24 protein-coding genes are annotated in these 26,448 nt (G+C 63.9%); 19 read left to right on the top strand and 5 right to left on the bottom strand.

Features of this window, described 5'->3' with window-relative positions; all coding sequences use genetic code 11:
- Window positions 1–118: 118 nt before the first annotated feature.
- The 12 genes from F7D01_RS10570 to treF all read left to right on the top strand — a co-directional run bounded on the left by F7D01_RS10570 (window position 119) and on the right by treF (window position 15,866).
- Window positions 119–691: an RNA polymerase sigma factor gene (locus tag F7D01_RS10570; RefSeq protein WP_215227528.1), complete on the top strand. Its 573-nt coding sequence runs from the start codon at window positions 119–121 to the stop codon at window positions 689–691.
- Window positions 688–1,644 (top strand): FecR domain-containing protein, encoded by a 957-nt coding sequence (locus F7D01_RS10575; RefSeq protein ID WP_215227529.1) that lies wholly within the window; start codon window positions 688–690, stop codon window positions 1,642–1,644. The genes F7D01_RS10570 and F7D01_RS10575 overlap by 4 nt, the downstream gene beginning before the upstream one ends.
- 80 nt (window positions 1,645–1,724) lie before the next feature.
- Entirely contained in the window at window positions 1,725–4,481 is a 2,757-nt protein-coding gene (locus tag F7D01_RS10580; RefSeq protein WP_251566740.1) for a TonB-dependent receptor domain-containing protein, read from the top strand.
- A gap of 94 nt (window positions 4,482–4,575) precedes the next feature.
- Window positions 4,576–5,850: an alpha/beta fold hydrolase gene (locus F7D01_RS10585; protein ID WP_215227530.1), complete on the top strand. Its 1,275-nt coding sequence runs from the start codon at window positions 4,576–4,578 to the stop codon at window positions 5,848–5,850.
- Entirely contained in the window at window positions 5,847–7,172 is a 1,326-nt protein-coding gene (locus tag F7D01_RS10590; RefSeq protein ID WP_215227531.1) for a family 1 glycosylhydrolase, read from the top strand. Before F7D01_RS10585 ends, F7D01_RS10590 begins: the two co-directional genes overlap by 4 nt.
- Window positions 7,172–8,395 carry a glycoside hydrolase family 1 protein gene (locus F7D01_RS10595; protein ID WP_215227532.1) on the top strand — a complete coding sequence of 408 codons (1,224 nt, stop codon included), beginning with the start codon at window positions 7,172–7,174 and terminating at the stop codon, window positions 8,393–8,395. The genes F7D01_RS10590 and F7D01_RS10595 overlap by 1 nt, the downstream gene beginning before the upstream one ends.
- Complete coding sequence (locus tag F7D01_RS10600) at window positions 8,392–9,360, top strand: alpha/beta hydrolase fold domain-containing protein (protein WP_215227533.1); 969 nt, start codon at window positions 8,392–8,394, stop codon at window positions 9,358–9,360. Before F7D01_RS10595 ends, F7D01_RS10600 begins: the two co-directional genes overlap by 4 nt.
- Window positions 9,357–10,409, top strand: a complete 1,053-nt coding sequence (locus F7D01_RS10605; RefSeq protein ID WP_251566742.1) for an alpha/beta hydrolase — start codon at window positions 9,357–9,359, stop codon at window positions 10,407–10,409. The genes F7D01_RS10600 and F7D01_RS10605 overlap by 4 nt, the downstream gene beginning before the upstream one ends.
- Complete coding sequence (locus tag F7D01_RS10610) at window positions 10,409–11,758, top strand: S9 family peptidase (RefSeq protein WP_215227534.1); 1,350 nt, start codon at window positions 10,409–10,411, stop codon at window positions 11,756–11,758. Before F7D01_RS10605 ends, F7D01_RS10610 begins: the two co-directional genes overlap by 1 nt.
- Entirely contained in the window at window positions 11,755–12,156 is a 402-nt protein-coding gene (locus tag F7D01_RS10615; RefSeq protein ID WP_215227535.1) for a hypothetical protein, read from the top strand. Before F7D01_RS10610 ends, F7D01_RS10615 begins: the two co-directional genes overlap by 4 nt.
- 81 nt (window positions 12,157–12,237) lie before the next feature.
- Entirely contained in the window at window positions 12,238–14,298 is a 2,061-nt protein-coding gene (locus F7D01_RS10620) for a beta-galactosidase (protein ID WP_215227536.1), read from the top strand.
- A gap of 11 nt (window positions 14,299–14,309) precedes the next feature.
- On the top strand, window positions 14,310–15,866 hold the full coding sequence (treF, locus tag F7D01_RS10625; protein ID WP_215227537.1) for an alpha,alpha-trehalase TreF: 1,557 nt from the start codon (window positions 14,310–14,312) through the stop codon (window positions 15,864–15,866).
- Between the two features lie 39 nt (window positions 15,867–15,905).
- Here treF and F7D01_RS10630 read toward each other — a convergent pair whose 3' ends face one another.
- Complete coding sequence (locus F7D01_RS10630; RefSeq protein WP_215227538.1) at window positions 15,906–16,289, bottom strand: hypothetical protein; 384 nt, start codon at window positions 16,287–16,289, stop codon at window positions 15,906–15,908.
- A 132-nt stretch (window positions 16,290–16,421) separates the two neighbouring features.
- Window positions 16,422–16,673 carry a helix-turn-helix domain-containing protein gene (locus F7D01_RS10635; RefSeq protein ID WP_215227539.1) on the bottom strand — a complete coding sequence of 84 codons (252 nt, stop codon included), beginning with the start codon at window positions 16,671–16,673 and terminating at the stop codon, window positions 16,422–16,424.
- A 518-nt stretch (window positions 16,674–17,191) separates the two neighbouring features.
- On the opposite strand from F7D01_RS10635, the gene F7D01_RS15565 reads away from it, so the two are divergent.
- Window positions 17,192–17,353, top strand: coding sequence for a DUF6771 family protein (locus F7D01_RS15565; RefSeq protein ID WP_371819595.1), 162 nt, complete (start codon window positions 17,192–17,194; stop codon window positions 17,351–17,353).
- A gap of 14 nt (window positions 17,354–17,367) precedes the next feature.
- Here F7D01_RS15565 and F7D01_RS10640 read toward each other — a convergent pair whose 3' ends face one another.
- Together F7D01_RS10640 and F7D01_RS10645 are read right to left on the bottom strand one after the other, a co-directional pair.
- On the bottom strand, window positions 17,368–18,306 hold the full coding sequence (locus F7D01_RS10640) for a HEPN domain-containing protein (RefSeq protein ID WP_215227540.1): 939 nt from the start codon (window positions 18,304–18,306) through the stop codon (window positions 17,368–17,370).
- Window positions 18,307–18,418: 112 nt separating this feature from the next.
- On the bottom strand, window positions 18,419–19,567 hold the full coding sequence (locus tag F7D01_RS10645) for an integrase arm-type DNA-binding domain-containing protein (protein ID WP_215227541.1): 1,149 nt from the start codon (window positions 19,565–19,567) through the stop codon (window positions 18,419–18,421).
- Between the two features lie 376 nt (window positions 19,568–19,943).
- On the opposite strand from F7D01_RS10645, the gene F7D01_RS10650 reads away from it, so the two are divergent.
- The gene (locus F7D01_RS10650; RefSeq protein ID WP_215227542.1) at window positions 19,944–21,191 is read left to right on the top strand and encodes a site-specific integrase; all 1,248 of its coding nucleotides are present in this window, start codon (window positions 19,944–19,946) and stop codon (window positions 21,189–21,191) included.
- 32 nt (window positions 21,192–21,223) lie between these two features.
- Here F7D01_RS10650 and F7D01_RS10655 read toward each other — a convergent pair whose 3' ends face one another.
- Window positions 21,224–21,502 (bottom strand): hypothetical protein, encoded by a 279-nt coding sequence (locus F7D01_RS10655; protein WP_215227543.1) that lies wholly within the window; start codon window positions 21,500–21,502, stop codon window positions 21,224–21,226.
- Window positions 21,503–21,721: 219 nt separating this feature from the next.
- On the opposite strand from F7D01_RS10655, the gene F7D01_RS10660 reads away from it, so the two are divergent.
- From F7D01_RS10660 to F7D01_RS10680, 5 genes are all read left to right on the top strand, one after another.
- Window positions 21,722–23,389 (top strand): hypothetical protein, encoded by a 1,668-nt coding sequence (locus tag F7D01_RS10660; RefSeq protein WP_215227544.1) that lies wholly within the window; start codon window positions 21,722–21,724, stop codon window positions 23,387–23,389.
- A 94-nt stretch (window positions 23,390–23,483) separates the two neighbouring features.
- Window positions 23,484–23,672 (top strand): helix-turn-helix domain-containing protein, encoded by a 189-nt coding sequence (locus F7D01_RS10665; RefSeq protein WP_215227545.1) that lies wholly within the window; start codon window positions 23,484–23,486, stop codon window positions 23,670–23,672.
- A gap of 181 nt (window positions 23,673–23,853) precedes the next feature.
- On the top strand, window positions 23,854–24,165 hold the full coding sequence (locus F7D01_RS10670) for a MarR family winged helix-turn-helix transcriptional regulator (protein WP_215227546.1): 312 nt from the start codon (window positions 23,854–23,856) through the stop codon (window positions 24,163–24,165).
- Complete coding sequence (locus F7D01_RS10675) at window positions 24,162–25,085, top strand: toprim domain-containing protein (RefSeq protein ID WP_215227547.1); 924 nt, start codon at window positions 24,162–24,164, stop codon at window positions 25,083–25,085. The genes F7D01_RS10670 and F7D01_RS10675 overlap by 4 nt, the downstream gene beginning before the upstream one ends.
- A gap of 2 nt (window positions 25,086–25,087) precedes the next feature.
- Window positions 25,088–26,371 (top strand): AAA family ATPase, encoded by a 1,284-nt coding sequence (locus F7D01_RS10680; protein WP_215227548.1) that lies wholly within the window; start codon window positions 25,088–25,090, stop codon window positions 26,369–26,371.
- Window positions 26,372–26,448: the final 77 nt, after the last annotated feature.

A 26,448-nucleotide genomic window follows, 5' to 3' on the forward strand; every position in this document is an offset into this window, starting at 1 on the left:
CAGGCATACCATTGTGACACGTGGGGGATCGCCCGACAACTTGACGTCGTGAGCGGCAATAATCTCGCCGTTTACAATAGTGTTACGGCTTTTGACCGTTCATACGTCGAACTCGGTTATGGTCGATGACAAAGCCCTGCGCGCTTGGTTCGCAACGGAAGTGCTCCCGTTTGAACGGGAGTTGATGCACTTCATCGCGCGCCATAGCCGCCAAAGCGAGGAAGTGATCGACGTCCGTCAGGAAAGCTATGAGCGTGCGCTGAAAGGCGCGCGCGGCGGGCTGCCGCGCTCGGCGCGCCGCTATGTCCTCACCATTGCGCGAAACGTGCTGATCGATCGCGCTAGGCGCGAGCGCGTCGTCTCCTTCGATCACATCGCGGATCTCGAGAACATCGTAGCAGAGGCAGACAGATTTTCGCCCGACCATCATCTCGAGGCCCGCGACGAGTTGCGTCGCGCAATGGCGGGACTGGAACAACTGCCTCCGCGTTGCCGCGAAGTGGTGCGCCTTCGCCGGGTGGAAGGCCTGAGCATACGGGAGACTGCTGCTGGCCTGGGCGTGAGCGAGCATACCGTGGAGCGCCAGCTTACGCTGGGCCTGCGCGCGCTGGTAGACTATATGCATGGTGGAGAGGGCAGGATCGACCGAACCGGCCGAGGCCGTCCGAAGCATCGGAAGGTCGAGCGATGAGCCGCGCACGGGAAATCGAGCAGACCGCGGCTTCTTGGCTGGTCCGACGTGAACAGCCGGACTGGTCGGCCGAGCAGGATGCCGCGCTCCAACAATGGATTGCCGAAAGCATGGAACACCGAGCTGCGTTCTGGCGTCTCGAGATCGGCTGGGAGGCAACCGAGCGGCTTGCAGCGATGCGGAGCTCGGAACGCCCGGAACGGCGACATTTTCGCTGGCTGGCGCCTGCCGTCGCAATTGCGGCCTCTCTGCTCATTGTTTGTTCGGTCGCCATTCTGGCGCTAAGCAGCAATGGCACGAAGCCGCCTAAAATGGTTGAGGTCGCCACCGCCGTCGGCGCGCGCAAGCAAGTGGACTTGACCGACGGCAGCCAGATCACCCTCAACACCGACAGTACGATGCGCACATCCTTGGCGGAGGGAGAACGGCGGGTCTGGCTCGATCGCGGCGAAGCATTCTTCGATGTAGCGCACGACGCAAATCGGCCGTTCACTGTCTTCGCTGGCCACAGCAAGGTGACGGTGCTCGGCACCAAATTCTCGATCCGCCGAGATGGCGACACTACGATTGTAACGGTGGCGCAGGGCCGCGTTCGCGTCCAGGATCTAAGCGCAAATGAAGATCAGCGCGCGACAGTTATCACTGCGGGCGACATGATCGCCGCGCGCGGCACCTCGATGTTGGTCGCCAAGCAATCGACCCAATGGGTGGAGGATTCCCTCAGCTGGCGGCAGGGCGTACTGACGTTCGACCAGGTGACGCTCGAAGACGCGGCTCGCGAGTTCAATCGCTACAACAGACGTCAGATCCTCATCCGCGATCCGCAGGCTGCTGCGATCCGTATCGGAGGCTCGTTCGACGCGCACGACATCGACGCCTTCGCGCGCCTGCTTCGCACCGCTTTCGGCCTTCGCGTCGCCAGCGACGAGGACACGATCAAAATTATTTCGTGACCTTGCGTTGGGGATTTGTCCGTTTCTCTCGTCTCTATGACTGAGCAGCCGAAAATGGCGGCCGAGACAGGGGGAAGAGGATGACTGGAAAGTTTGCGCTTGCGTGCACGATTTCGACGGTGGCGGTCGCCATGGCCACACCTGCGCTCGCGCAGGCAGAGCTTCGTACGTTCAAAATCGAAGCGGGCAGTATGAAATCCGCGCTCGATGCGTGGTCACGTCAATCTGGTCGGCACATCCTTTATCGCACGCAAGAGGTGCAGGGGCTGCGTTCGCCAGGCGTGCGCGGCAGTATGGACGAGAGCGCGGCGCTTCGGGTGATTCTCGGTGGTTCGGGTCTTGTGATGCATAGCGATCCGTCGGGTGCTGTGGCGGTATCCCGCGCACCTGCAGCCTCCCGCGATGCCAGTGTTGCGACAGCTGGCACCCAATCGGTCGCTCAGGATGTGCCTTTAGCATCGGAAGATTCCGGGCTGGTTGACATTGTCGTTACCGCCCGTCGTACCCGCGAGCGCGCACAGGAAGTGCCTGTGGCAGTGACTGCATTTTCGCAGGATTCGATCCGCGAAAAAGGCATCAACAACGGCACCGACCTTCAGAATTTCACACCTTCTCTCTCCGTCGTAGGCGATGTTGCTCGAAACCAGGAAACCTACACGATCCGTGGGATGGGCGGCGGCGGCGGTCCGGGCACCGGGAGTGGACCGGGCGTTGTCGGCTATTTCGCCGAAGTACCTACATCGGTGAGTGGCCCAGGTAACTTCTATGATCTGGCTTCTCTCCAGGTTTTGAAAGGGCCGCAAGGCACCTTGTTCGGTCGTAACACAACGGGTGGCGCTGTGCTGATGGAGCCTGCGCGACCGGAGATGAATGTTGTCGAGGGCTATGTCGACCTGACGCTTGGCAATCTCCAGCGCAGGAGCGCCCAGGCCGCAATCAATGTGCCGGTGGTCGATGACGTGCTGGCGGTGCGCGTCGCAGGGCAGTTCGATAAGCGGAACGGCTATGTCCGTGACGTCAAGACGGGCCGCGATTATCTGAATCGGAACAATTTCAGCCTGCGCCTGGGTATTCAGTTCAACCCGGCCGAGACCGTGAGCAGCTATACCGCGGTCAGCTATCAAGAGGTTGACGAGCATGGTGGCGGCAATGTCCTACTCGCGGTGAATCCGTCACGGACCTATGCTGCACTGCTCCAGCCTTATCTGGTGGCCCAGCAGACACGCGGCGTTCGCGAGACTGCGCTGAGTGTCCCCACCTTCGAGCGGGCCAAGAACTTCCTGGTCCTCAACAACACTGAGTGGCGCGCTTCCCCGACACTTACGATCAAGAACATCTTCAGCTACGCGCGCACCCGCTCGTCCAGCGCTACCGATCGCGACGCGACGCCGCTGCCCGTGGCCGACCTACTCGGCGCCTATCCCGGCAGTTGGAACAATAATCTGCGGACGATCACCGAGGAACTGCAGGTCCGCTATGATGACGGCACGCTGCGGCTCCAGGCCGGGGGCTTCTACCTCGACCAGATCACGCCGGCTCCGCTGACCTTCCGCACGATCAACCCGATGCAGGCGGGCGGCATTCTGGGCGGCGGCCCGCTCGTTTTTCCGGAGGCGCTGTGGGCGCCGCTCGGACTGACCAGCCCGCTCGCGCCCGCGCTCGGCCTCCAGCCGAGTGCGCACGTCGATGGACGCAGCAAGGCGCTCTATGCCCAGGCGCAATATGCCCTCACATCCACGCTCACCGCGACCGGAGGATTTCGTTGGACCTGGGACACGTTTGGCGGCGACATCCAGGCCTATCAGGACCCCAACAGTTATCAGATCTTCGACAAAATGGCCGGACTCGGGCTGATTACGCCGGCCCAAGCCGCACAGGTGATTGGCCTCAATGCCGGGCTGTGCACCTACGATGCTTACCAGGCGGTCGCCGCCGGTGACTTCCCGACGCTCAAATACCCCAATTGCACCACGCCTACGTTCCGGGGGCAGAGTGATGGCCCGACCTGGCAGTTAGGTCTCGACTGGCGCGCCGATCCGGACACATTGCTCTACGTGGTGTCGCGCCGTGGCTACAAATCGGGCGCGAGCAATCCGATCGTGTCGCTGTTCCTCGGTGAGAATCATCCGCTCTTCGCTGTCCGTCCCGAACAGGTCACAGATGCCGAGGTCGGCCTGAAACGCGACTGGTCGTTCGGAGATGTCAGGGCGCGCACCAACATCGCCGCCTTCTACACCTGGTATGACGACATACAGGTTATCCAGCGCGCAGCGATTGCCGGATCCGATATCCTCACCAATGCACAGCGCGCCAGAGTGATGGGAATTGAGTTCGAGGGCATGCTCAAGCCAACGCGCTGGCTGACGTTCGGCGCGACCTATTCGTACAATTCGGCGAAGTATCTCGAATATGACACCATCGCCATTCCGGCGATTCCCGAAGCGCTGACGGCCGCGCAACCCAGCCGTGACCTTGCCGGCACGCCCTTTTCCTTCGTGCCTAAGCACAAATATACACTGAGCGGCGAAGTGGCGCTGCCGATGCCCGTATCCGCAGGCGATATGAGTGTGTCCGCCATTTGGACGCACCAGACGAGCCAGCGCGTGACGCCTGAGGACCAGCCGTTCGACACGATCGAAGGCTATGGTCTGCTCAACTTGCGGTTCGACTGGCGCAACGTAGGCGGGTCGTCGCTCGACCTCGCCGTTTACGGCACCAACGTCCTCGACACGGAATATCGGGTGACGGCCAATCCCAGCTACAACAATTCCGGGTTCATCGGATCGATCTATGGCGAGCCTGCGCAATATGGCGTTCAGCTCCGGTACCGGTTCTGAGGGCGTGAGGCGTATCGCTGCCGCCCTTTCGTTGGCCGTCCTGAGCGCGGCAACGACCGGAGCTCACTCCGCACCGACGAGTGTGCCGTCCCAGATGGCTGCTTTCGCTCCCTCCGTTGCGCAGACCATGCTGCTGGCCAAGGCCAGGGCGGCTGGTGCGACCGAACTCGTGCCCAGCGCCGGCCCGGATGGCGGGATGATAGTCAATGGCAAGCTGGCGGGGCGGCTCTTCGTGCTGGCGTTGCCGTCGAACTGGACCGGCGAGATGGTGTTGTTCGGGCAGGGCTACGCCCTGCCTGGCGGCACCCCGACCGTGCCGACGGACCCGATCGCCAACGATCCCGGCGGTGGCCTTTTCAAGCACCTCTATGCCGAAGGCGTCGCGAGCGGCGTTGCTGCCTTCGACAAGACAGGTATTGCGACCAAAAGCGGCGCGAAGAACAGTATCCGCCTGCGCACGCTGGCTGCGCGGCTCGGCGCCACCCGCTTCTATGCCGTCGGCGGATCGATGGGCGGCAGCATAGTGATGGCCCTGATCGAGCGATATCCGCGAAAATTTTCTGGGGCAGTATCGATGTGCGGGGTCACCGAAGGCTGGATACCCCTGGTCCAGCAGCTGGCAGACATGCGCGGCGCATATAATCTGCTCACCGAGGGAACGCCCTATGCCCTGCCGGGCGACAAGGACGTGACCCGCTCGGCACTGCCGGTGGTTCCGCCAGCCGGAGACGCGACGCCAGGCAATGCGTTTCGCGAAGCGCAGAAGATGAAGGTGCTGATGCCGATCCTCGCCCTGTTTCAGGCGGCGAAGGCCAACCCGGATGGTTCGGAAGCACGAATCATACGTCAGGTCGCCGCAGTGGGCGGTTTCGCACCCGATCCCGCTGCACTCGGCGCACCGCTCTATTCGGCGCTGCTCGGCATGGACGATATCGTCGCGACGATGGACGGGTTGCCGATCGGAAACATCGGCAAGGTCTATGATCCGCCGGAAATGAACGTGGCGGAAAAGGCGGAGTTCAATCGCCGCATGCAGCGCTTTGCCGCAAGCCCGAAGGCAGTCGCCTATGCCCGGCTCTGGCATCAGGCCACGGGCCGATTCCGCGTGCCGCTGGTTACCGTGCACCAGACGATCGACGCGCTGGTGCCGTTCGCACAGTCGGAAGGGCTGGGCCGTGTCGTCTCGCGCGCCGGCAACGGCGCGCACCTCGCGCAATATGCAGTGCCGCCTACCCGGTTTCCGCTTCCGGGCGGCCTTGAAGGCTATACGCATTGCGGTTTCACGCCAGAGCAGAACATCGCTGCGTTTGAGGCGATGCGAAATTGGGTGAATACGGGCCAGAAGCCGGGCCCGGAGGCTGTGCAATGAAGGTCGATCGGCGCGATGTGCTCGGCCTCGGCATGGCCGCGACCGCTTCGGCGGTGCTCCCGGCTCGCGCCGCGGCGGTGCTCCCGGCTCGCGCTTCGGCGGAAAGCCGCTTCCTGTGGGGCGCGGCAACCGCCGGGCATCAGGTCGAGGGTAACAATGTCTCGGCCGATATCTGGCTTCTTGAGCAGGTGCAGCCCAGCGTCTTCGCAGAACCGTCGGGCGATGCCTGCGACAGCCTTCACCGCTGGCGCGAAGATATTGCGATCGTCAAGGCGCTTGGCCTCAACTGCTATCGCTTCTCGGTCGAATGGCCGAGGATCGAGCCCGCCAAGGGACAGTTCAGCCAGGCCTTTCTCGATCATTACAAGGCGATGGTCGATCATTGCCGGGAGCAGGGGCTGGCTCCGGTCCTCACCTTCAATCACTTCACCACGCCGCGCTGGTTCGCAGCAGCAGGTGGATGGGAGCAGCGCGACGCAGCCGACCTGTTCGCACGCTATTGTGACAAGGTGGCGCGTGCCATGGCTGACGGGATCAGCCATGCGGTGACGTTCAACGAGCCGAACCTGGCACTAGGGGGACGCTGGGCGATCAGCGCGCCGCCGCCCGAATTCGAAGCGAGGATGGCGGCGTGCCTGGCGGCGGCGGCGAAAGCGAGCGGATCGGATCGGTTCTCGGTGCTGAACGCCGGCGATCCCGCCCCGATGATTCCCGGCATCACCGCCGCGCACGTGGCCGGACGCGAAGCAATCAAGGCGGCGCGAAGCGACCTGCCGGTCGGCCTAAGCCTTGCCATTCCGGACAATGTACCGGTGGGACCCGATAGCGGGATCGAGCGCAAGCGTGCCGAAATCTACGGCCCGTTCTTCGCGGTGATGGGCGGGGACGACTTCGTCGGCGTGCAGACCTATGGCCGCGCCTTTGTCGGCCGCGATCGCGATGTCCCTGCGCCTGCCGCTTCGCCAAAGCGGGCCGACGGCAAGGAATGGTACCCTGCTGCGATCGGCAACGTCGTCCGCTATGCCCATGCCGCCACTGGCAAGCCGGTGCTGGTGACCGAGAACGGCATCGACGCAAGCGACGATTCGCTGCGGGTCCGCTTCATTCCGGAGGCGGTCGCCTCGGTCGAAAAAGCGCGCGCCGATGGGGTGCCGGTGCTCGGCTATATCCACTGGTCGTTGCTCGACAATTTCGAATGGCTGTCCGGCTACGGACCCAAATTCGGGCTCGTCGCGGTCGATCGCACCAGTTTTAGGCGCACGCCCAAGCCGAGCGCGCGGTTGCTCGGCAGCATCGCTCGTGCGGGCGGAACGCGAACGTGATGGGCGACCGATCGGCTTTTCTGTGGGGCGTCGCGACTGCCGGGCATCAGGTAGAGGGAAATAATTTTTACGCAGATATCTGGCTTCTCGAGCAGGTGAGGAACACGCGTTTCGCCGAGCCTTCGGGAGATGCCTGCGACAGCCTTCACCGCTGGCGCGAGGATATCGAGATTACCGCCGCCCTGGGTCTGAACTGCTTTCGCTTCTCGATCGAATGGTCGCGGATCGAGCCTGCCCCCGGTGAATTCAGCGAAGCATGGTTCGACCATTATGCGCGGGTGGCGGCGGCATGCCGCGACGCCGGGCTCGCACCGGTTGTCACGCTCAGCCATTTCACCAGCCCACGCTGGTTCGCCGCTCTGGGTGGATGGAGTGACCCCGAAGCACCGGTGCGGTTCGCACGGTATGCCGAGCAAGCGGCGCGTCGGCTCGCGCCTCTCGTGTCGCATGTCATCACGTTCAACGAACCCAATCTGCCGCTTATGGGACGCTGGACCGCGACACCGCTCGCGGATGCGACGCGCGCGGGGCTCGATGCGATGCTCGCGGAGGCGGCGCGCCAGAGCGGATCGGATCGCTTCGGCGTCTGGGTGTATTCGCGCGGCGAGGACGACGCTCTCGCTCACCTTCTCGCGGGCCACCGCGCCGCCCGCCAGGCATGGAAGGCAGCGCGATCCTCGGTGCAGGTCGGGATGAGCCTTGCCGTACCCGACGCTCAGGCGGTTGGGAGCGCAAGCGGTCTGGCGGCGTATCGACAATTTGCCGAAGCGCCCTTCTTCGCTGCCGTGCGCGGCGATGATTTCATCGGGGTCCAGACCTATGGCCGCATCCTTATTGGGGCGACTGCCGTGCTGCCCGTTCCGGAGGACGCCGAGCGGACCGAAAGCGGCGAGGAATATTATCCGCAAGCGCTCGGAGCGGCGATCACGCATGCGCATGCGGAAACGGGGCTTCCGGTACTCGTAACCGAGAATGGCATCGCCGCCGACGAGGATGGCCAGCGTGCACGCTATATCACTGCGGCGCTCGAGTCGCTGGATGCTGCGCGGGACAGCGGTGTACCCGTAGTCGGATATATCCACTGGTCGTTGCTCGACAATTTCGAATGGCGGCGCGGCTATGCGCAGCATTTCGGACTGTTCGCCGTCAATCGCGGCGACTTCACCCGGACCGCCAAGCCGAGCGCGCAGATATATGCTCGCGAAGTGAGGATGCGCCGATGATCCTTCGCACAGCCTTGGCGGCGGCCGCGTTGTTCGCCGCGACGCCTGCTATGGCGCAACTCGTCACCGCTCCCTGGCCTGACGAACTGTCCCCCGAAGCGCGCGCCGGGCTTGCCGCGGACGATGCCCGTCCTTCGGAGCCTGCCTCGATCGAGGACAGGCGCGTCAGGGCCGAGGCAATCCAGCAGGCGGTCGGCCAGCCCCGGCTTCGGCGCTACGGCGTGCGGATGGCGGATGCCGAGATCGCCGGGGTACCAGTCCGGATTTTCACGCCCGGCGACGCGCTCGCGGACGGGCCGGTGCTACTCAATCTTCATGGCGGCGGCTTCCTCGTTGATTCGGGCTCGATAACGGAGAATGCGGCAGTCGCCGCCCTCACCGGGTATCGCGTCGTCGCGGTCCGCTACAGGCTCGCGCCCGAACATATATTCCCGGCGGCGGCGGACGACGCGCTTGCGGTCTATCGCGCTTTGCTGGCCGAGCATTCCCCCGGGCGTATCGGCCTGTACGGCACCTCTGCCGGAGCGATTCTGGCCGCCGAACTGGTGGCGAGACTCCGGGCCGAGAATCTCCCTCAGCCCGGCGCGCTGGGCTTCTTCTCGGGCACCGCCGATCTGACGCGCGCCGGCGACAGTGTGGTGCTGTTTCTCGACCCCGCATCGGTGGCGTCGCTGGTGGCGCTTTACACGGGCACGCGCGACCCAGCGGACGTGCTGATTTCGCCGGGCAGAGGCCGGCTCGCGGGATGGCCACCGACACTGTGCCTCAGCAGCGGTCGGGACTTTCTGCTCGGCGCTACCGCCGATTTCTGCCGCGCGCTGGATGCCGCGGGCGTGCCTTCGAACCTCATTGTGTTCGACGGTCTGCCCCACGCTTTCTGGAGCTATATCGACGCCCCCGAAACCGATGCCGCCTTCGCCGCAATGGCGCGCTTCTTTCGCGGGCGCCTGGAGGAGACACAATGAAGTTCCTGATGGCCGCCCCGATCCTGATCGCGTTGTACGGTGCCCCGGCGCTTGCGCAGGAGGTTCAGGTGCGCGCCTTTACCCTGCCCCTCTCGAACCAGCTCAGCGAGGAAGCGCAGCGCATTCTGGTACGGATGAATGATGAAAGCGCGCCCGAGGGGATTGCAAGCGATCTGGTGAGGCAGCGCGCTTTTTATCAAGCGTGGAATGACCGTCGTCTTGCGGAGATGCGCAGCCGCTTCACCACGCGTTGGGCGCGTGAGACGATCGGCGGCGTCGCGGTCGATGTCGTCACGCCGGAGGAGGGCATCGCGCCGGCCAATTCCGATCGCGTCCTCATCAACGTCCATGGTGGCGCGTTCATGTGGGGATCGGGAAGCGGTGCGCTGGTCGAGGCGATTCCGATCGCCGCGACGATGCAGGTGAAGGTCGTAACCGTCGACTATCGTCTGGCGCCGGAGAACCACTATCCGGCCGCTTCGGAAGACGTGACCGCGGTCTATCGCGCGTTGCTCGAGCAATATCGCCCAGAGAATATCGGCATCTACGGCTGCTCGGCGGGCGGCGTCATCACTGCACAGGCGACGGCATGGATCCGCAGCCAGGGTCTGCCCATGCCGGGCGCCATCGGCACCTTCTGCGGAACGGGCGCCGCCTATTCGGGCGATAGTCCCTTTCTGGCCGGGCCGATCACCGGCGGCGAACCACTGCCGGTGTCGTCGCTCCCGCCAACGATCCCCAACCCCTATATGGCAGGCGTCGCGCCCGAGGATGCGCGTGCATATCCGCTTGGCTCTGATGCCGAAACGAGGGCGATGCCGCCCACGCTGTTGCTGGCTGGCGGGCGGGATTTCGCCGTAAGCGCGCTCACGCTGGCCCATCGCCGCCTCGCCGCAGCCGGAGTCGAAAGCGAACTCCAGCTCTTCGACGGCCTGCCACACGCCTTTTTCATGTGGCCCGACATGCCCGAGTCGACCGAAGCCTATCGCCTGATCACCGCATTCTTTGACCGGCATCTCGGCACGCACCCAATGGAAAGGAATGATTGATGATCCGTCGCCACCTGACTCTCGCCTTTGCGCCGCTGCTGCTCGTTGCGACCGCAGCGCTTGCCACCGACGTACAGTCACCGCGGCAGACGCAGATCGAGACCGATCTGGCGGAACGCGCCAGGCACCTCGGCGCAACCGATGTTACGACCAAGGGAGCGCCGAACGGCGGCATCATCCTGGAAGCAAAGCTGGCAGGCAGTCAGTTCGCGCTCGCGATACCCGATGGCTGGAGCGGCGACGCATTGCTGTACGCTCATGGCTATTCCACCCCCGGCACGCCGGTGGCAGTCGCTACCGACCCCGTCACCCAGGCCCCGGGATCGGGTTTGCTCGGCGATGCCTATGGCGAGGGCTTTGCGGTCGGCCACAGCGCCTATGACAAGGCGGGCCTGGGCGTCGAAACCGGCGTGACGAACACCAAGCGGCTTCGCGACTTCGTCGCCGCGCTGGGCGGCAAGCGCATCTATGTGATGGGCGATTCGATGGGCGGAAGCATCGTCGTCACGCTGCTGGAAATGTATCCCGAGGCCTTTGCGGGCGGCTTCGCGCGCTGCGGCGTGGTCGCCGATTGGCAGGATCTGCTCGGCCGGCTGATCGACATGCGCCTCGTTTATAATGTCCTGACCAAGGACACGCCCTATGCCCTGCCCGGCGAACAGGATGTGCGCCGCAACGCGATCGCCCCCGAGCCTCCCGACGGTACAACTGGGGCGCTCGCACAGGCATATGTCTTTGGGCAGATCGGCAAAGTCGCCACTCCTCCCCTGAAGCTTTGGGCCGCCGCGCAAAAGGATCCGAACGGGCGCGAGGCAAAAATCGTCCGCGCGGTCACGGGCGTGGGCGGATTCGCGAACGATGCCGCAGCGCTTGCTTTCCCGCTCGTAACCGCCGCGCTCGGCGCAGAGGATATGGCAGCGACCGCAGGCGGTTGGGTCTATGGCAACATTGGCAAGACCTACGAGGTGCCTGGCCTGTCCGCAGAGGAAGAGGAGGCGGTCAATCGCAGCGTTCAGCGGGTATCCGCCGCACCGCAGGCGCTGGCCTATCTACAGCGCTGGCACCGGGCGACGGGCCGGATTGCGACGCCGCTGGTGACGATGCACAATCGTATCGATTCGCTGGTTCCCTATGCCCAGGAGGAGGCGCTGGCCGCGGTGGTGGCCGAGGCTGGGCGCACCGATTATCTCGTGCAATACGGCGTGCCCGCCACCCGGGCTCCGCTGCCGATCGGCGGTGTTGAGGGCTACACGCATTGCGGTTTCGACAATGCGCAGACGCTGAAGGCATGGGATGCGCTTCGCCAGTGGGTGGAGACCGGTGCCAAGCCTGAAGCGAGCCCGCAATGAGCGACGGGTATCGTTTCGCGCGACCGGCGACCGAGGCCTACGCCTATGGCACCGACGAGGCGGCGTCCGATACGCTGTGGCGCGGCGGCTGGCTGCATACGCGGGACGTGGCGCGGATCGACGACTGCGGCGATATCGAGATTCGCGACCGGCTGAAGGACGTGATCAAGACCGGCGGCGAATGGGTCTCCTCCATCCAGATCGAGGAACTGGCGATGCAGCATCCCGCGGTGGGTTCCGCCGCAGTGATCGGCATTCCCGATGCGCGTTGGGGCGAACGCCCGATCCTGTTCGTGACCGCGAGCGATCGGCAGCGACCGTCGAGACAATGCGGACGCATCTCTCCGCATTCGTGTCGAACGGCATTATCAGCCGCTACGGTATACCCGACCGGTTGATCGTCCTCGACGAACTCCCCAGGACAAGTATCGGCAAGATCGACAAGAAGGCGTTGCGCCTGGCCGCCGGAGGCGCCTGAAATGCCCCGGCTGCGCTTCGCCAGCCTGCTCGCCCTGCTGCTCGCGCTTGCCGGGCCCGCCGCCGCCAGCGATGCTCCGTTTGCGGCGGCGTCGCTCTCGATAGGCACGTCCTGGTATCCCGAGCAATGGCCGGAGGAGCGTTGGGAGGCAGACCTCGCGCTGATGGAGCGCGCGCATTTCCGGGTGGTGCGGCTCGGTGAGTTCGCCTGGGCGCGAATGGAGCCTGCCGACGGGCAGTTCGATTTCGCCTGGCTCGACCGGGCGATCGCGGCGGCGGAACGCCACGGGCTGAAGGTCGTGCTCGGTACGCCGACCGCCGCGCCACCGATCTGGCTAACCGAGGCGCATCCCGACACTCTGCGCATGGACGAGGATGGCCGGGTTCAGCCACATGGCGGGCGTCAGCAGGGTTCCGGAGCGAGCGCGACCTATCGCCGCTATGCGGTGCGGATCGCGCGCGCGATGGCGCAACGCTATGGGAACAATCCCGCCGTCGTCGGCTGGCAGATCGACAACGAACTCGGCGTCGAGACCTTCGATCGCGATGCCAGCGCGCGATGGCACCAGTGGCTTGCCGATCGGTACGGAACGGTCGACGCGCTTAATCGGCGCTGGAGCACCGAATATTGGAGCCAGCGCTACCAGCGCTTCGATCAGGTCCGGCTGACGCTGGATCGGGACCAGAACCCCGCGCTGGTGCTCGATGCGCATCGCTTCTTCACGTCGACCTGGGCCTCCTATGTCGCCGAACAAGTTGCGGCGATCCGTGCCCATGCCGATCCGCGCCAGTTCGTGACAACCAATTCGACGCTCTGGAACGATCGCTACGACGCCTATCCCGTTCACGCCTCGCTCGATCTCGCGTCATGGGACGCCTATGTACCGAACGGGCGGCCGGACTGGATGGCGCTTGCCCTGCATCACGCGGTGGTCCGCGGCTTCAAGCGGCGCAATTTCTGGGTGATGGAAGCGCAGCCCGGCTGGGTGAACTGGGGCGCCAACAATCGCACGCTCGATCCCGGCCAGACGCGCGAGCTGGCGTGGCAGGCCGTGGCGCATGGCGCCGATGCGGTGCTTTACTGGCAGTGGCGCAGCGCACCCGGTGGCCAAGAGCAATATCACGGCACCCTGGTCGGCGCCGATGGCACGCCGATGCCGGTGTACCCCGAGATCGCCAGAACCGCCGCCGAGTTCGCCCGGATCGGGCCGCTGCTGGCCGGCACCGCGCCGCAGGCCGAGATCGCGATGCTCTATTCGCGCGACAGTCGCTGGGCGATCGAGCAACAGCGGTTCGCGCGCGATTATGATCCGGTCGCTGTCATGAAGGACTGGTATCGGCCGCTGTTCGCCGCCGGCCAGCCGATCGACGTGCTGCCCCCGGACGCAGACCTCTCGCGCTACCGGCTGGTGCTCGCGCCATGGCTGAACGTGCTGGATGGCGCGACCGCCGCCGCACTCGAACGCTACGTGCGCGGCGGCGGACAACTGATTCTCGGCCCGCGCTCCGGTATGAAGGATGGGGACAATGCGCTGTGGCCGATGCGCCAGCCGGGCCCGCTGGCCGGCCTGCTGGGCGCGCATGTCGAGGCATTTTACGCACTCGACGAAACGGCGCCCGTCATCGGCGCGGTGACCGGGATCGCGCGAAGCTGGGCCGAGACGCTCGCGGTCGATCGTTCTGATGTGGAAGTAATCGCACGCTATGCTGCGGGCGGCTGGCTAGCCGGGAAGCCGGCGATCGTCACGCGCGCGATCGGCCGTGGGCGCGTTACGTATGTCGGCGCGCTGCTGGATGTCGATGGTCAGGCTGCGCTTGCCCGAATGCTCGTGCGCGATGTACCCACCGCCGCGCCCGCGGACGGGATCGAACGCGCGATCCGGCAGGATGGAGAACGCCGAATTCTCATCGCAATCAACCATGCGGACCACCCCGCGCCATTCGCCGTCCCGCCGCGCGCCAGGCTGGTGCTTGGCGACTTAAGCGAGGGACAAATCGCCGGACATGGTATTGCGGTGATCGCGTTGGCCGAAAACCACGGCCCTAGTGAAAGCAGCAAATGACGGGAGGATCGATGAGACGGGCGCTATGGACCCTTGCCTGCTGTGCGACGAGCCTATTGCTTTCGCCTTTGGCGTTCGCGCAACAATCGCCCGCCGATCTGTTCGGTCCGTTGTTCGCGGAGGTGCAGGAGGGGCACCTCTTTCCGGACGGAAAGACCTTTGCCGATGCCGTGCCGAAGCGGAGTCCGGACGAAATATTGGCGGCCTATCGCCGATTGGAGACGCATGACGCCGCGACGCTGCGCGCCTTCGTGCTCGCCAATTTTTCAGTGCCCGGAATCAACGATTCCCGCCCCGCCGATCTGCGCGCGCACATCCGATCGCTCTGGCCGTCGCTGGTGCGCCAGCCGCACTCCGTTCCCGCGGGAAGCTCCGCGCTGCCGATGTCGGCGCCCTATATCGTGCCCGGCGGTCGGTTCCGCGAGCTCTATTATTGGGACAGCTACTTCACCATGCTCGGCCTGAAAGTCGACGGCCAGCAGCCCTTGGTCGAATCGATGCTGGCCGATTTCACCGCGATGATCGAGCGCTACGGTCACATCCCGAATGGCACGCGGACCTATTATCTGAGCCGGTCACAGCCTCCTTTCTTCGCTTTGATGCTCGACCTGTCGAGCAACCGCGATCCGGCCACGGCGCAGCGTCGCCTTGCCGCGCTGCGCCGCGAATATGATTGGTGGATGAAGGGAGCCGGTTGCCTCGATCCCACCGGCGCCTGCCTGCGAGTGGTGCGGATGCCGGACGGGACGCTGCTCAACCGATATTGGGACGACCGCGAAACGCCGCGCGACGAAAGCTGGGCCGAAGATGTTGCGACGGCAAAGCAGGATCCATCGCGCGATCCGGCGACGCTCTACCGTCAACTGCGCGCCGGTGCGGAAAGCGGCTGGGATTACAGCAGCCGGTGGCTCGTCGATTCGCATCGGCTCGCCTCGATCCGTACGACCGATATTGTACCGATCGACCTCAACAGCCTGATGTTCGCGATGGAGAAACGGATTGCGCGTGGATGCGCTGAACTGCGCGACGCTCGCTGCGCGACGCGGTTCGCGCAGCTTTCGACGCGAAGGCGGGCGGCGATCGACCGTTACCTCTGGCTGCCCGATCAGCGGCGCTATGCCGACTGGGACCGGATTGCGCGCAGTCCGACGCTTCGGTTGTCCGCCGCGACTGCCTATCCGCTGTTCGTCGGCGCCGCCTCGCAGCCGCAGGCGGCGGCGGTGGCACGGGCCATAAGCGAACAGCTGCTGGCGGCGGGCGGCCTGCGCACGACCACCGAGCGCACCGGTCAGCAATGGGACGCGCCCAACGGCTGGGCGCCGCTGCAATGGATCGCGATCATCGGCTTGGATGATTATGGCGAAACCGCGCTGGCGCGGGACATCGCCCACCGCTGGCTGGCGACGGTCACAGCGACCTATGACGAAACGGGCAAGATGCTCGAGAAATATGATGTCGAGGAGCGCCGTCCGGGCGGCGGTGGCGAATATCCGACGCAGGACGGCTTCGGCTGGACCAACGGCGTGACGAGCGCACTGCTGGATCGCTATCCTGAACTCAACCCGTAATTGCCACTCGGAAGCGCATGTCGTGCTTCTCGCCCCATCTCATTTCACAGGCGCTCGACGGCGCTGCGCTCCTTTAGAGGGACCTAGAAAAGCAGTTTTTCCAGTGCCAGTTGGCCTTGGACGGGATCTTCGGTACGCCCCCGGGCGCTCGATCAGGTCGCGGATCGCTTGCTGTGACGCTTTGTCGGCCAGCACGATAGCGCGCGGCGCAACGCTATCGAGCAGCACATCGGCCGCGCAGTCAGCAACCTCGCGACTGGTCAGCAGAGAGCAGGGCGGCCGAACTTCGCCGTCGGTAAGCGCGTGGAGCTTGCTGTTGCCGCCGCCCCGGCTGATCCTGATCGCCTGGGCGAGCGCCCCCTTTTCTTCCGCCCAGCCCGGCTGTTCACAGTCGGTTGAACCAATGGCTGCTTGCGGGTTCACGGGATTGCCGCGCGAGCGTCCGGAATTGGGGCGCCTAGCCGCCCTCCCGATCATCCTGAACGAACGGCAGCTTTTGGGTCGCAACGCGCAGACCTCGAATGGCCGAAATTGGGGCGCGAAGCCGACCTTCGCTCAGAGCTCAGAACTGTGCTCGCCTCCAGCCTTCCTCTTACGCTCCACCAAAGCCCGCAAGCTCGTCGTCAGAACCAGCGTTGCACTGCCGAGCTTGATCACTTCGACATCTCTCGCTGCGATCAGGACATAGAGCGTGCTCCGACCGATCCCGAGATAGCGGCACGCATCGGGCACTCGCATGGTTATCGGCTCGATCCGAACCGGCTGTGCCTGCTCTCGAAGATGCTCTGTAGTACCTGCCGAAGGCATAGCGATCGGTCCTTTCATCTATCGGGTGATGACGGACCGACCTGGGGCTTGGAGGGGGAGCAGGACCGGCCCGCCATCGCCGCCATTATCGGTCGAAAAGGGCTAGGTTCGCCACCTGACATTCGTGCGCCAGAGCCGCTGTTTCTACGACGCGGCGATGGCGATCAAAGATACGAGCTCTGGGCGGACTGCATAGGGCGCACCGGTATACGAGCGGATCGAGAGCGAACTGTCCGCCGTCGTTCGAAAAGTCGACACTTAGCCGAGCGCCGTCGCTTCTGCGATTGAATTCAAACGACAATCGAAAGCCAGCGCCGCAACCGATAGTCCGCCGCCGTCGTAGATTTCCTCACTACCCCAACCACATGCAGCCCGCCCGACGGCGCTGTCTTTATCTCGCGATCCAAAACCGCTCTCCTCCTCGGATACGCACGGACGATCTCCAAACGACGCACCAATCTGCAGCGGCTGTGTATGCCGATTGCAGCCGCACTGCAAAGCGGGCACAGACCCACACGATGCCAAGCGACAACCGATCACGCATTCTCATTGCAATAGAGCGTGCGCCCGAATGGGTCAGGCGCGATCTTACAGCGAAAGACCAAGGTGTACGCGATCGCGCCGAGGAAGCGCTCGCGGCGATGATCGCGAGCGCGCTAGAACAGGTTGGCAGCGCGTAGTCAGCACGCCGCGCTTACTGCTTATCCGGTCGCGCCTTAGCCTCCGCTCTGAGCTTTTCCAGCCGTTCCGAACACACCTCGTGTACCAAGCGGCCGAGTTCCTCGACCTGCTCGCCGAGCCATTCGAGCTCTTCCTTCGTGATACGATAGTGTTTCGAGTAGCGTGCTTTCACGTATGCCGCTTTGAGCTTTTCAAACCGCGCCCGGTCGCGCTTGGTCTCGCGGGGCCAGACATAAGTCAGGCGCGGGTCGATGCGCTCGGCCTGCGTGCGCAGGAAACCGAGGTTGTGCACGTGGGGCGTGTAGAACGTGCAGACCAGCAGCACGCAATGGTATAGCCGCTCGCAAGATTGGTGCAGCTCAAACGCTGCCTTCTTGTTCCATCCTCGCTGCGCGGCTTCGGTCCCTTGTATGAGGAACTGCTCGGCTGACGGCATCCAATCATCGAAGTACTCCTGCGCCATGGCGAGCGCTTGCCCGGCTGTCTTGGGCTTGGGTGTGTGCAGCTCGGTGTCTTCGGCCTGGTAGAGCGCGATCCCATCGGCCTTCACGTCCATGAAGAAATAGCGCCCGTGCGCGAGACCGTCGTTCACTTCCTGCAAGGTGTGCACGATGAAGTTCACCGGGGTCTTGAGCGTGCCGGTGACGCCGTACTCGCGCATCAGCCGGTCATCGAGCTTGGCCCAGTATTTCACCCGCTCGGTCAGGTGATCGTCGTTCACGATCACCAGCAGGTCGTAATCGGACTGGTAGCCCTTGGCGGTATGGGGTTCGTCGACCCAGGTGCCTCTGGCATAGCTGCCGTAGAGGATGATCTTCTGGATGCGGCCTGCCTTCTTCTTCTGGCTGGTCGCCAGAGACACCGCGTCGTCGAACTCCTCGAAGATCAGCTGCACCACGCGTTCGAGCTCGCGCTGCTTTTGCGGTGGCAGATGATCGAGGTCGGTCTTCATTGCTGCGATCCTAGCAGCAGGAATGAACGCTGCCACCTGCAACTGAGCCTGCGCGCGGAGACGGCGCTCACCACAAGCGCAAGGAGCCGCGCGCGGGATGGCGCAGGGCGCCTCATTTGCCGGTCCGGAGATAATCGGCCCAGTCGGCCATCAAGGCGCGCCGCTTCTCCAACAGATTGCCGCGCCGGTACGCGGCCTCCGTCTTGTCCTTCACCGCATGGGCGAGCGCTGCTTCGGCAACCTCGCCCTGGTGGCTGGTCTCCTCGCTGACCCAGTCGCGAAAAGCCGACCGGAACCCGTGCACGGTGCAGGTCTCTTTCATCTCGCGAAGGAGCTTAGTCAGGGTCATGTCGGACATCGGCTTTCTCAGCCGCTGGCCGGGAAACACCAGCGGCAAATCGCGGATGCGCAGTTCGGCGCAGCGCTCGACGATCCGCACCGCCCGCTCGCAAAGCGGTACCACATGCTCGCGGTTCGCCTTCATCCGCTCGGGTGGAATGGTCCAGAGCTTGGCTTCGAGGTCGAACTCGTCGAACACCGCGTGCCGCACTTCGCCCGACCGCGCCGCGGTCAGGATCGCGAACTCCAGCGCCAGGCGGCTGTAGCTCTCGCGCTCGCGCAACCTGGGAATGAACTTCGGTACATCGGCAAAGGGCATCGCCGCGTAGTGCCCCTCCTTCTTGGGCTGGCGGGGAAGTCCCTTGCTGATCGCGCGCATCGGGGCTTCGCTATCCCGATACCCCGATGCGTAGGCCCAATCGAGCACGGTCCCAATCCGTTGGCGCACACGGCGCGCGGTCTCTGGCTTGACCAGCCAGATCTCGGCCAGCACGTTCCGGATCATCGGACCGGTAATCTCGTTCACCTGCACGTTCCCGATGTGTGGGAACGCGTAAGCCTCCAGCGTCCTGATCCATTGCTGCTCGTGCTTCTCGTTGCGCCAGGTCGAACGATGCTGCGCCAGCACCTTCGCGGTCGCCTCGCGGAACGTGGGTATGCCTTGCGCCTTCCGGCGCTCGAATAGCGGATCGAGCCCGAGCTCGACCCAGGTGCGAATCTCTCGTGCACGTTCCCTGGCGATCGCCAGCGACACTTTCGACGCGCTTCCCAGTCCGAAGTCGCGGCGCGTACCGCTCTTCTGCACCCGCACCATCCAGCTCTTGGTCCCTGACGGCTTCACAACGAGGTACAAACCGTCGCCATCGCCGAGTCTGCCTGGCCGAGTAGCGGCTTTCACCGCGCTTGCTGAAAGACGTCCCATGACCGCTAAAGTCTCCCACACTTGTTCCCACAAATCCAATCGGACGGCGCCGGATCGGAAGGGACGCATGGGGACCCGAATCACCTCGTAAGCCGCAGGAAACCTTGGCTTTTCTCGGTCATCGGTGGATCGTGGGGAACAGGGTAGTGGCGGAGACGGAGTCCCCCATACTAGCGACCCAATGCGTTCGGATTGATCCTCCAAAACCGCAGAAACCCATAGTGTTGGCGCGTTCAGAGCGAGCAAGTTGTCCGCACGTGTTCGATTGCGTTCCCATAAAGCCGCGCTATTATCGGGGAACGGTTATGGGAACGGTTGCTATTTCCGCCAAGATGGCAGGGCGCTGGCAGGTTCGATTCCCTCACAGGGAGCCGAAATGCCGAGAAAGCTGAGCAACGCGCTAACCCCTCTCGCGGTGAAGAATGCCAAGCCGGGCCGCCACGCGGACGGAGCCGGGCTGCACTTGCTGGTGAAGCCGAGCGGGGCGCGCTCATGGGTTTATCGCTTCATGCTCAACGGTAAGTCGCGCGACGTTGGCCTTGGCGCGGCTGGACTGGGCGGAATGTCTCTTGCCGATGCGCGGGACGAAGCGGCGGCGCTGCGCCTCAAGGTCAAGGCGGGCATTGATCCGCTGGAGGAACGCGACCGGGAGGCCGCTGAGGCGCTAGCGGCGGCTCAGGCTGCCAAGGTGGCCGGAACCACGTTCAGGGACGTTGCAGCGGCCTATATCGCCGCGAACGAGGAAAGCTGGCGCAATCCCAAGCATCGCCAGCAATGGCGCAACACGCTAGACACCTACGTTTATCCGGTGATCGGGAATTTGCCGGTTGCCGAGGTCGAGACGGCGCACGTCCTGAAAATTCTTGAGCCTATCTGGAAAGGGAAAGCCGAGACTGCCAGCCGCATCCGGGGGCGGATTGAAACCGTTCTCGATAGCGCCAAGGCGCGCGGCTATCGGCAAGGGGAGAACCCGGCGCGCTGGCGCGGCCACCTTGCGCAAATCCTGCCCGCCCGTACCCGGCTGTCGCGGGGACATCACAAGGCGCTTCCCTACGAAGTAATTCCCGCATTCGTGAAGACACTACGCGCGCGAGAGGCCGTGGCGGGGCTGGCGCTGGAATTTACGATCCTCACCACTGCGCGCTCCGGAGAGGTAATCGGAGCGACTTGGGCAGAGGTCGATCTGGACAAGGCCGTTTGGACGATCCCAGCCGACCGCATGAAGGCTGCGAAAGAGCATCGCGTGCCGCTATCCCCGCGCGCGGTTGCCATCCTTAAAAGCCTCCAGCCGCTTGGCAGCGAATATCTGTTCCCCGGCGCGAAGGGAGGCAAGCTGTCCGGCATGGCCATGGGAATGCTCATGCGCCGAATGAAGGTTGATGCGACCGTGCACGGCTTCCGTTCGGGCTTCCGCGACTGGGCAGCCGAATGCACCGGCTATGCCCATGAGGTTGCCGAAATGGCGCTGGCCCACACCATCGAAAACAAGGTGGAGCGGGCCTATCGGCGCGGCGACCTGTTCGACAAGCGGCGGCGGCTCATGGATGATTGGGCAACCTATTGCGCCCACGAACGCGCGGCTGGTGCCAAAGTGATGCCGATCAGAAAGCCGGACGTCGCATAGATCTCACGCACGCCCGCTCTCTAAAGTTATTGCTACATGATTCTGCCCGTCATTTGCGTCTCGACAACCAGTTCACCAGACGCTGTGCGCATGACCGTATAATCAAGCCCATCGTAGGCAAGAGCGCCGACGATCTTCCCGTGACACTTCAGATTGCCCGTTGATTCGTCGCGGGAAAGAGTGACAATGGAGTCGGTCTGTAGAAAGCGATTGTCGACTTTAGCCAGAACATCTGGATCATCGCAGTTGACTTGGCTGCCGCACGCCGAAACGGCCAGCGCCCCAAGACACGCAAAAGCAGTTCTTTTCATATCGTCTCCGAAATTTGGACTGACGATCCTAACTCAAGCCAAAGCAGTTCGGAAGTCAGCTATCGACAACATACGGCGAACATGAGGATGGTTTCCGAATGCGGCTGGCAAGCTGCCGTATGAGGCCATAGAATGCGGGCGGGGATAGGCCGGCCAGCCGATAAGCGCGCATCCCACGCGCTTCCCCGCCTCACTTTGGGTGTCGCTTGGGAGGCGGATTTGGTAAAGCGCAAGAATACCGGCCTAGCTGTCTCCGACGCCAAGCGGCTGAACGACTGCTTCAATGAACTGAGCGAGGCGATTGCCTCGCGACCGCCATTGAAAGGCGACGAGAGGTATTGGGCGTTCGATTATCGCGCCATCGCTCTGAATGAGTCAAAGCCCGAAGCTTACATGCATCGTTGCGGAAGCAGAGACATTGCGCTTGTCGCGCTGCGCGGTGCGGTCACGAACGACAATTTGCAGTTATGGACCAACGGCCCCCACGGCGAGGCGAAGATTGATCGTTACGAACTGAAGGAGCTGACATTCGCAACCTTCAAATCGGGAACCTATCAGCCGGACAATCGACGCCTCGATAATGCCGGATTGGCGGAAAGCCCGCTTTGGGTGAAGGAAACCGACTGGCGGCAATACATGTCCGAATTATGGGCGGTGCGCTATGGCATCGACTGGGCCAATCCCGCCCCGCCAGCCGACGAACCGTTGTTGCCGCCAGAGGGCCAATTCGTCACGCTTTCCCACGCGCTGAGCTGGGTTGCTTTCGGCGTCTCGATGGACAGCGATCAACTCCACGAGGTTCTTACACTGGACCAATATGGAGAGCACGATCCGCAAGAGGGCATTAAGGCCGCGCTGGCGCAGCTCATAGAACGGGGCCGAGCCGGGCGCATCGCCATGGAGGGGAAATATCGGGAAAGTCATCGGGACGACAAGCGGACCTTGCTGACCGCTGCAATCGAGCCGATCAAATTCGCGGATTTTCAACAATTCAATTACGTGAATGAGGAGCTGAAGCACGGGGACGGGTTGTGGCAATGGCGGCAATCCAAAATCGTTGAGCTGCGGGGGAACCGCCGGGGAGGAAGGCCAGATTCCTTCATTGAGGTGGGCGTCAACCGGGCGGACCTGTTGCGCGAGTTTCGCCCGCAAAAAGCCCACGTTTCAGAAAGCGACCATTTCCGCGTGGCGCATACCTTCAACCGCGACGATCCCGCCAATATCGCGCCATGGTGGAGCATCAATCAGGCGCTCGCATGGGTTGCCAGGCGCATCCCCTCCTATGTCGAATATATCGGCAACCTCGAAACTGACGAGCCGCGCGAGTATCGGCCCTACATCGTTCAAGCCATTTGCGAATCCCAAGTTGCCGAAAGCGATGAAGGCAAAGCATTTATGGAAACCCGCCGCGCTGCGTGGCCCGATGGCACTTTTCTTGCCCATGCCGGGCGCGATTTTCTGGAGAAAATTCTCTCTGGGGAGGTCCGTCCCATGGCTCGCCAGAATGGCCAAGGGCGGCAAATGCGGGCTGAGGAATTTGTCGGGATCGGCGCGAGAGCAACGGGGGGCGATTGGCTCGATCTCGATCCTCAACCGCTGTTTGCGTCGGCGGAGGTTATGCGAGTATTTCCAGCTTCGGAGCACGGACCGGCTGGCGCGGGCGGGGGGATTGTCCCCGCTAATCGCCAGCTCGATCATGCTGCAATTATGGCGAAGGCTGGAGCAATGCTGAGCGAGCAACCGAACCTCTCCAAAGGGTCGGCGGCGGTCTCAATCGTAGCAGAGCTTCCGCCCAACCCCAGAACGGGAAAGCCACGCGACACTCGCCATATCGAGCGCATGATTGCTCCGCTCTGGGAGGGGGGATTTTCACAATCCCCCGGCTAGACCGCATTCCCCCGATTCAACGCCGAACGGACCCGGCCTAATTGGTTGCCCCACGAACGCTGGCACCCCGCCAGTGGCATGGGGAGCAACCCGAATGCACACTGACACGAACGATCCCCCCAAGATCGCCTATTCCATCAAGGAAGCCTGCAAGGCGTCCAGTCTGGGGCGGACGACGCTCTACGCGCACATTGCTGCCAACCGCCTAAGGGCCGTCCGCATTGGCGGGCGCACGGTCATTCCGGCAGAGAGCCTGCACGCGCTTATCGCGGGGGAGGCATGAGCCATGCCCCAGATAAGCGAAACCCGCGCGGTTGAGGCGCGGGCATCGCGGAATAGCTGTGGCGGCTGGTTCCGTGATCCCCTTACCCCTCCCGCTTCGCCCCCGCAAGCAATCCCGCCGCTGATCGCGCTGCACCTTGGCGAACGGTTTCTCGCACGGCTGGCAGAGGGAGGCATAAGCCATGGCTGAGCGCTATCCCGACGTTCCCGGCGCAAAGGGACCGGACGGCACGAGCCAGGACGCTGCCGAGGCTATCGCCCCGACCGTCTCGCACCTTCGCCGCCTTGCCATGCGCTCGCTGGCACGGCTGGGGGAGGCAACCCCCTTGGAGGCCGTGGCAATATCCGGCGTCACGCGGGAATCGCTCCAGCCGCGCTTTTCGGAACTGCGCGCCATGGGCCTGATCGAACCGACCGGCGCGCGGCGGCGCAACCCCAGCGGCAAGAGCGCATCCGTGCTCAGGCTTACCAGTAAAGGGAGGGCCGCGCTGTGATCGTCGATATTGAAGCGATAGCGCGCCACTATGGCGGCAAGGTGTGCAAAGGCAATGCGCTGATCCCGACACCGGGCCATTCTGCCCGCGACAGGGGGACAGCGATCAAGGCCAGCGCGCACGCTCCCGATGGCTGCCTTGTCGCGTGTTACAATGGCACTCAGGCCGACGCGCTGGCAGTGAAGGAAATGCTGCGCGCGGACGGGTTTCTTGCGCATTCCGCGCACGCGCGCACGTTATCTATGCAGGAACGGCGCTCGATCCGGCAGGCCGAACTTGCGCGCAAGCGCGAGCGTCTGGAGGCTGAGCAAGCGGCGGCACGGTGCGCGGCGGACCTATGGGCCAATGCCAGCCGCGCCGATCCCGCGCACCCCTACCTTGTCGCCAAGGCACTGGAGCCGTTCGGCATTCGGCAGTCGAGCCGCGATTTGCTGGTGCCGATGGTCGATCCCGCCTTTCGCCTTTGGAACGTCCAGCGCATCCGGCCTGATGGCTTCAAGCTGTTCGGCAAGGATGCCCGCACGGCTGGCCTGTTCTGGCCCCATGGCGTGCACATGCTTGATGGCAGGCCATCGGCTGGCCCGCTGGTGATCGGGGAAGGCTTCGCCACCATGGCGGCTGTCCATTCGGCAACCGGCTTTGGCGTTGCCGCTGCCATGTCAGCGCGCAACCTCGAACCCGTGGCGCGGGCCATGCGCAAGCTGTTCCCCAGCCGTGAACTGATCCTTGCGGCGGACGATGACCGGCACCTTGCCGATAATATCGGCTTAGGAGTCGCCAGAAAGGCCGCTCAAGCTGTTCGCGGGGTTGTGGCCACCCCAAGGCCAGAAACGTGCCCAGCGGAGTCCAGCGCCGATTTTGCGGACATTCCGCGCGGCGATGTTGCCGGGCGCATCCAAGCGGCGCGGCTGGGGGCATGAGGATGGCAGCAACCGCACCCCAGCCGATGGATTTTGCCGCGCTCCAGCCGGACGAAGCGCGGGCGCGCATCAATGGGCAATCCACCTTGCGCGCCACGCCTTACCGCTGGCCCGATCCCGCTTCACTGCCACGGCGGCAATGGCTCATGGGCCATTGGCTGCTGCGCGGCGAAGTGACCGCGATCATCGCACCGGGCGGCACCGGCAAGAGCACGATCGGCAACACGATTGCGCTGTGTCTCGCCAGCGGACAGCCGCTTTTGGGCAAGCCCCTGCATCGCGGGCCGCAAGCGGTGTGGATCTTCAACCTTGAGGACGGCACTGACGAACTGGAGCGGCAATTGTCCGCTGCTTGCGCCTATCATGGCATTGGCCCCGATGATTGCGGGGACCGGCTCCACCTCGATAGCGGGCTGGTCCAGCCGCTCTGCACGGCAAGCGAGGACCGGGACGGCTTCACGCTGGCAGAGGACGTGTTTGCCCAGCTCGCCGCGACGATCCGCGAGCGGCGCATCGCAACGGTAATCGTCGATCCTTTCGTGTCGAGCCATGCCGTGCGCGAAAGCTCGAACGAGGCAATCGACGCCATCGCCAAACGGTGGAAGCGGCTGGCTCAGGAAACCGGCTGCGCGGTCGTGCTGGTGCACCATACCCGCAAGCTGGGCGGGCGCGAGGTGACGGCAGAGGACGGTCGCGGCGCGGTAGCTTTGCGCGATGCTGCCCGCGTTGTGCTCCCGCTCAATCCCATGGGCGACAAGGAAGCCGAGGAACTGGGCATTGCGGACCCGGCATTGCGCCGCTCGCTGGTGCGCATCGACACCGGCAAGGCCAACCGCGCGCCTCCCGATGCCGCCACATGGATCAAGCTGGAAAGCCAGAGCCTCGACAATGGCGAAGGGCTGGAGCCATCCGATTTTGTCGGTGTGGCCACGCTCTGGGAAAAGCCGGACGTGTTCCATGGCCTGACAACGTGGCACCTTTACACCGTCCAGCAACGGCTTGCGGCTGGTGACTGGCGGGAGAGCGTGCAGGCCAAGGATTGGGTTGGCCACCTTGTCGCCAGTGTGGCTGGCCTGTCCGCCGACACTGACAAGGGCCGCATCAAGGCCATCATTAGGACGTGGAAGCGCAACGGCGCGCTGGCTGTGGAGCATCGCGCGATCAATGGCCGGGAAGTGCCTTTCGTAATCGTCGGAAACCCCGTGGACGCCAGCGAAATAGGCTCCCGTCCGCACCTTGCAACGTGTGGTGCGGAAAGTGCGGAAGGTGCGGGCGCGGACCCGTGACGAACCTGCCCACACCACCACCCCCTTTATAGGGGGTGAGGTGGTGGTGTGGTGCGGGTGAATGCTGGCGAGGATCA

The organism is Erythrobacter sp. 3-20A1M (assembly GCF_018636735.1).
In the GTDB taxonomy this organism is placed as follows: domain Bacteria; phylum Pseudomonadota; class Alphaproteobacteria; order Sphingomonadales; family Sphingomonadaceae; genus Alteriqipengyuania.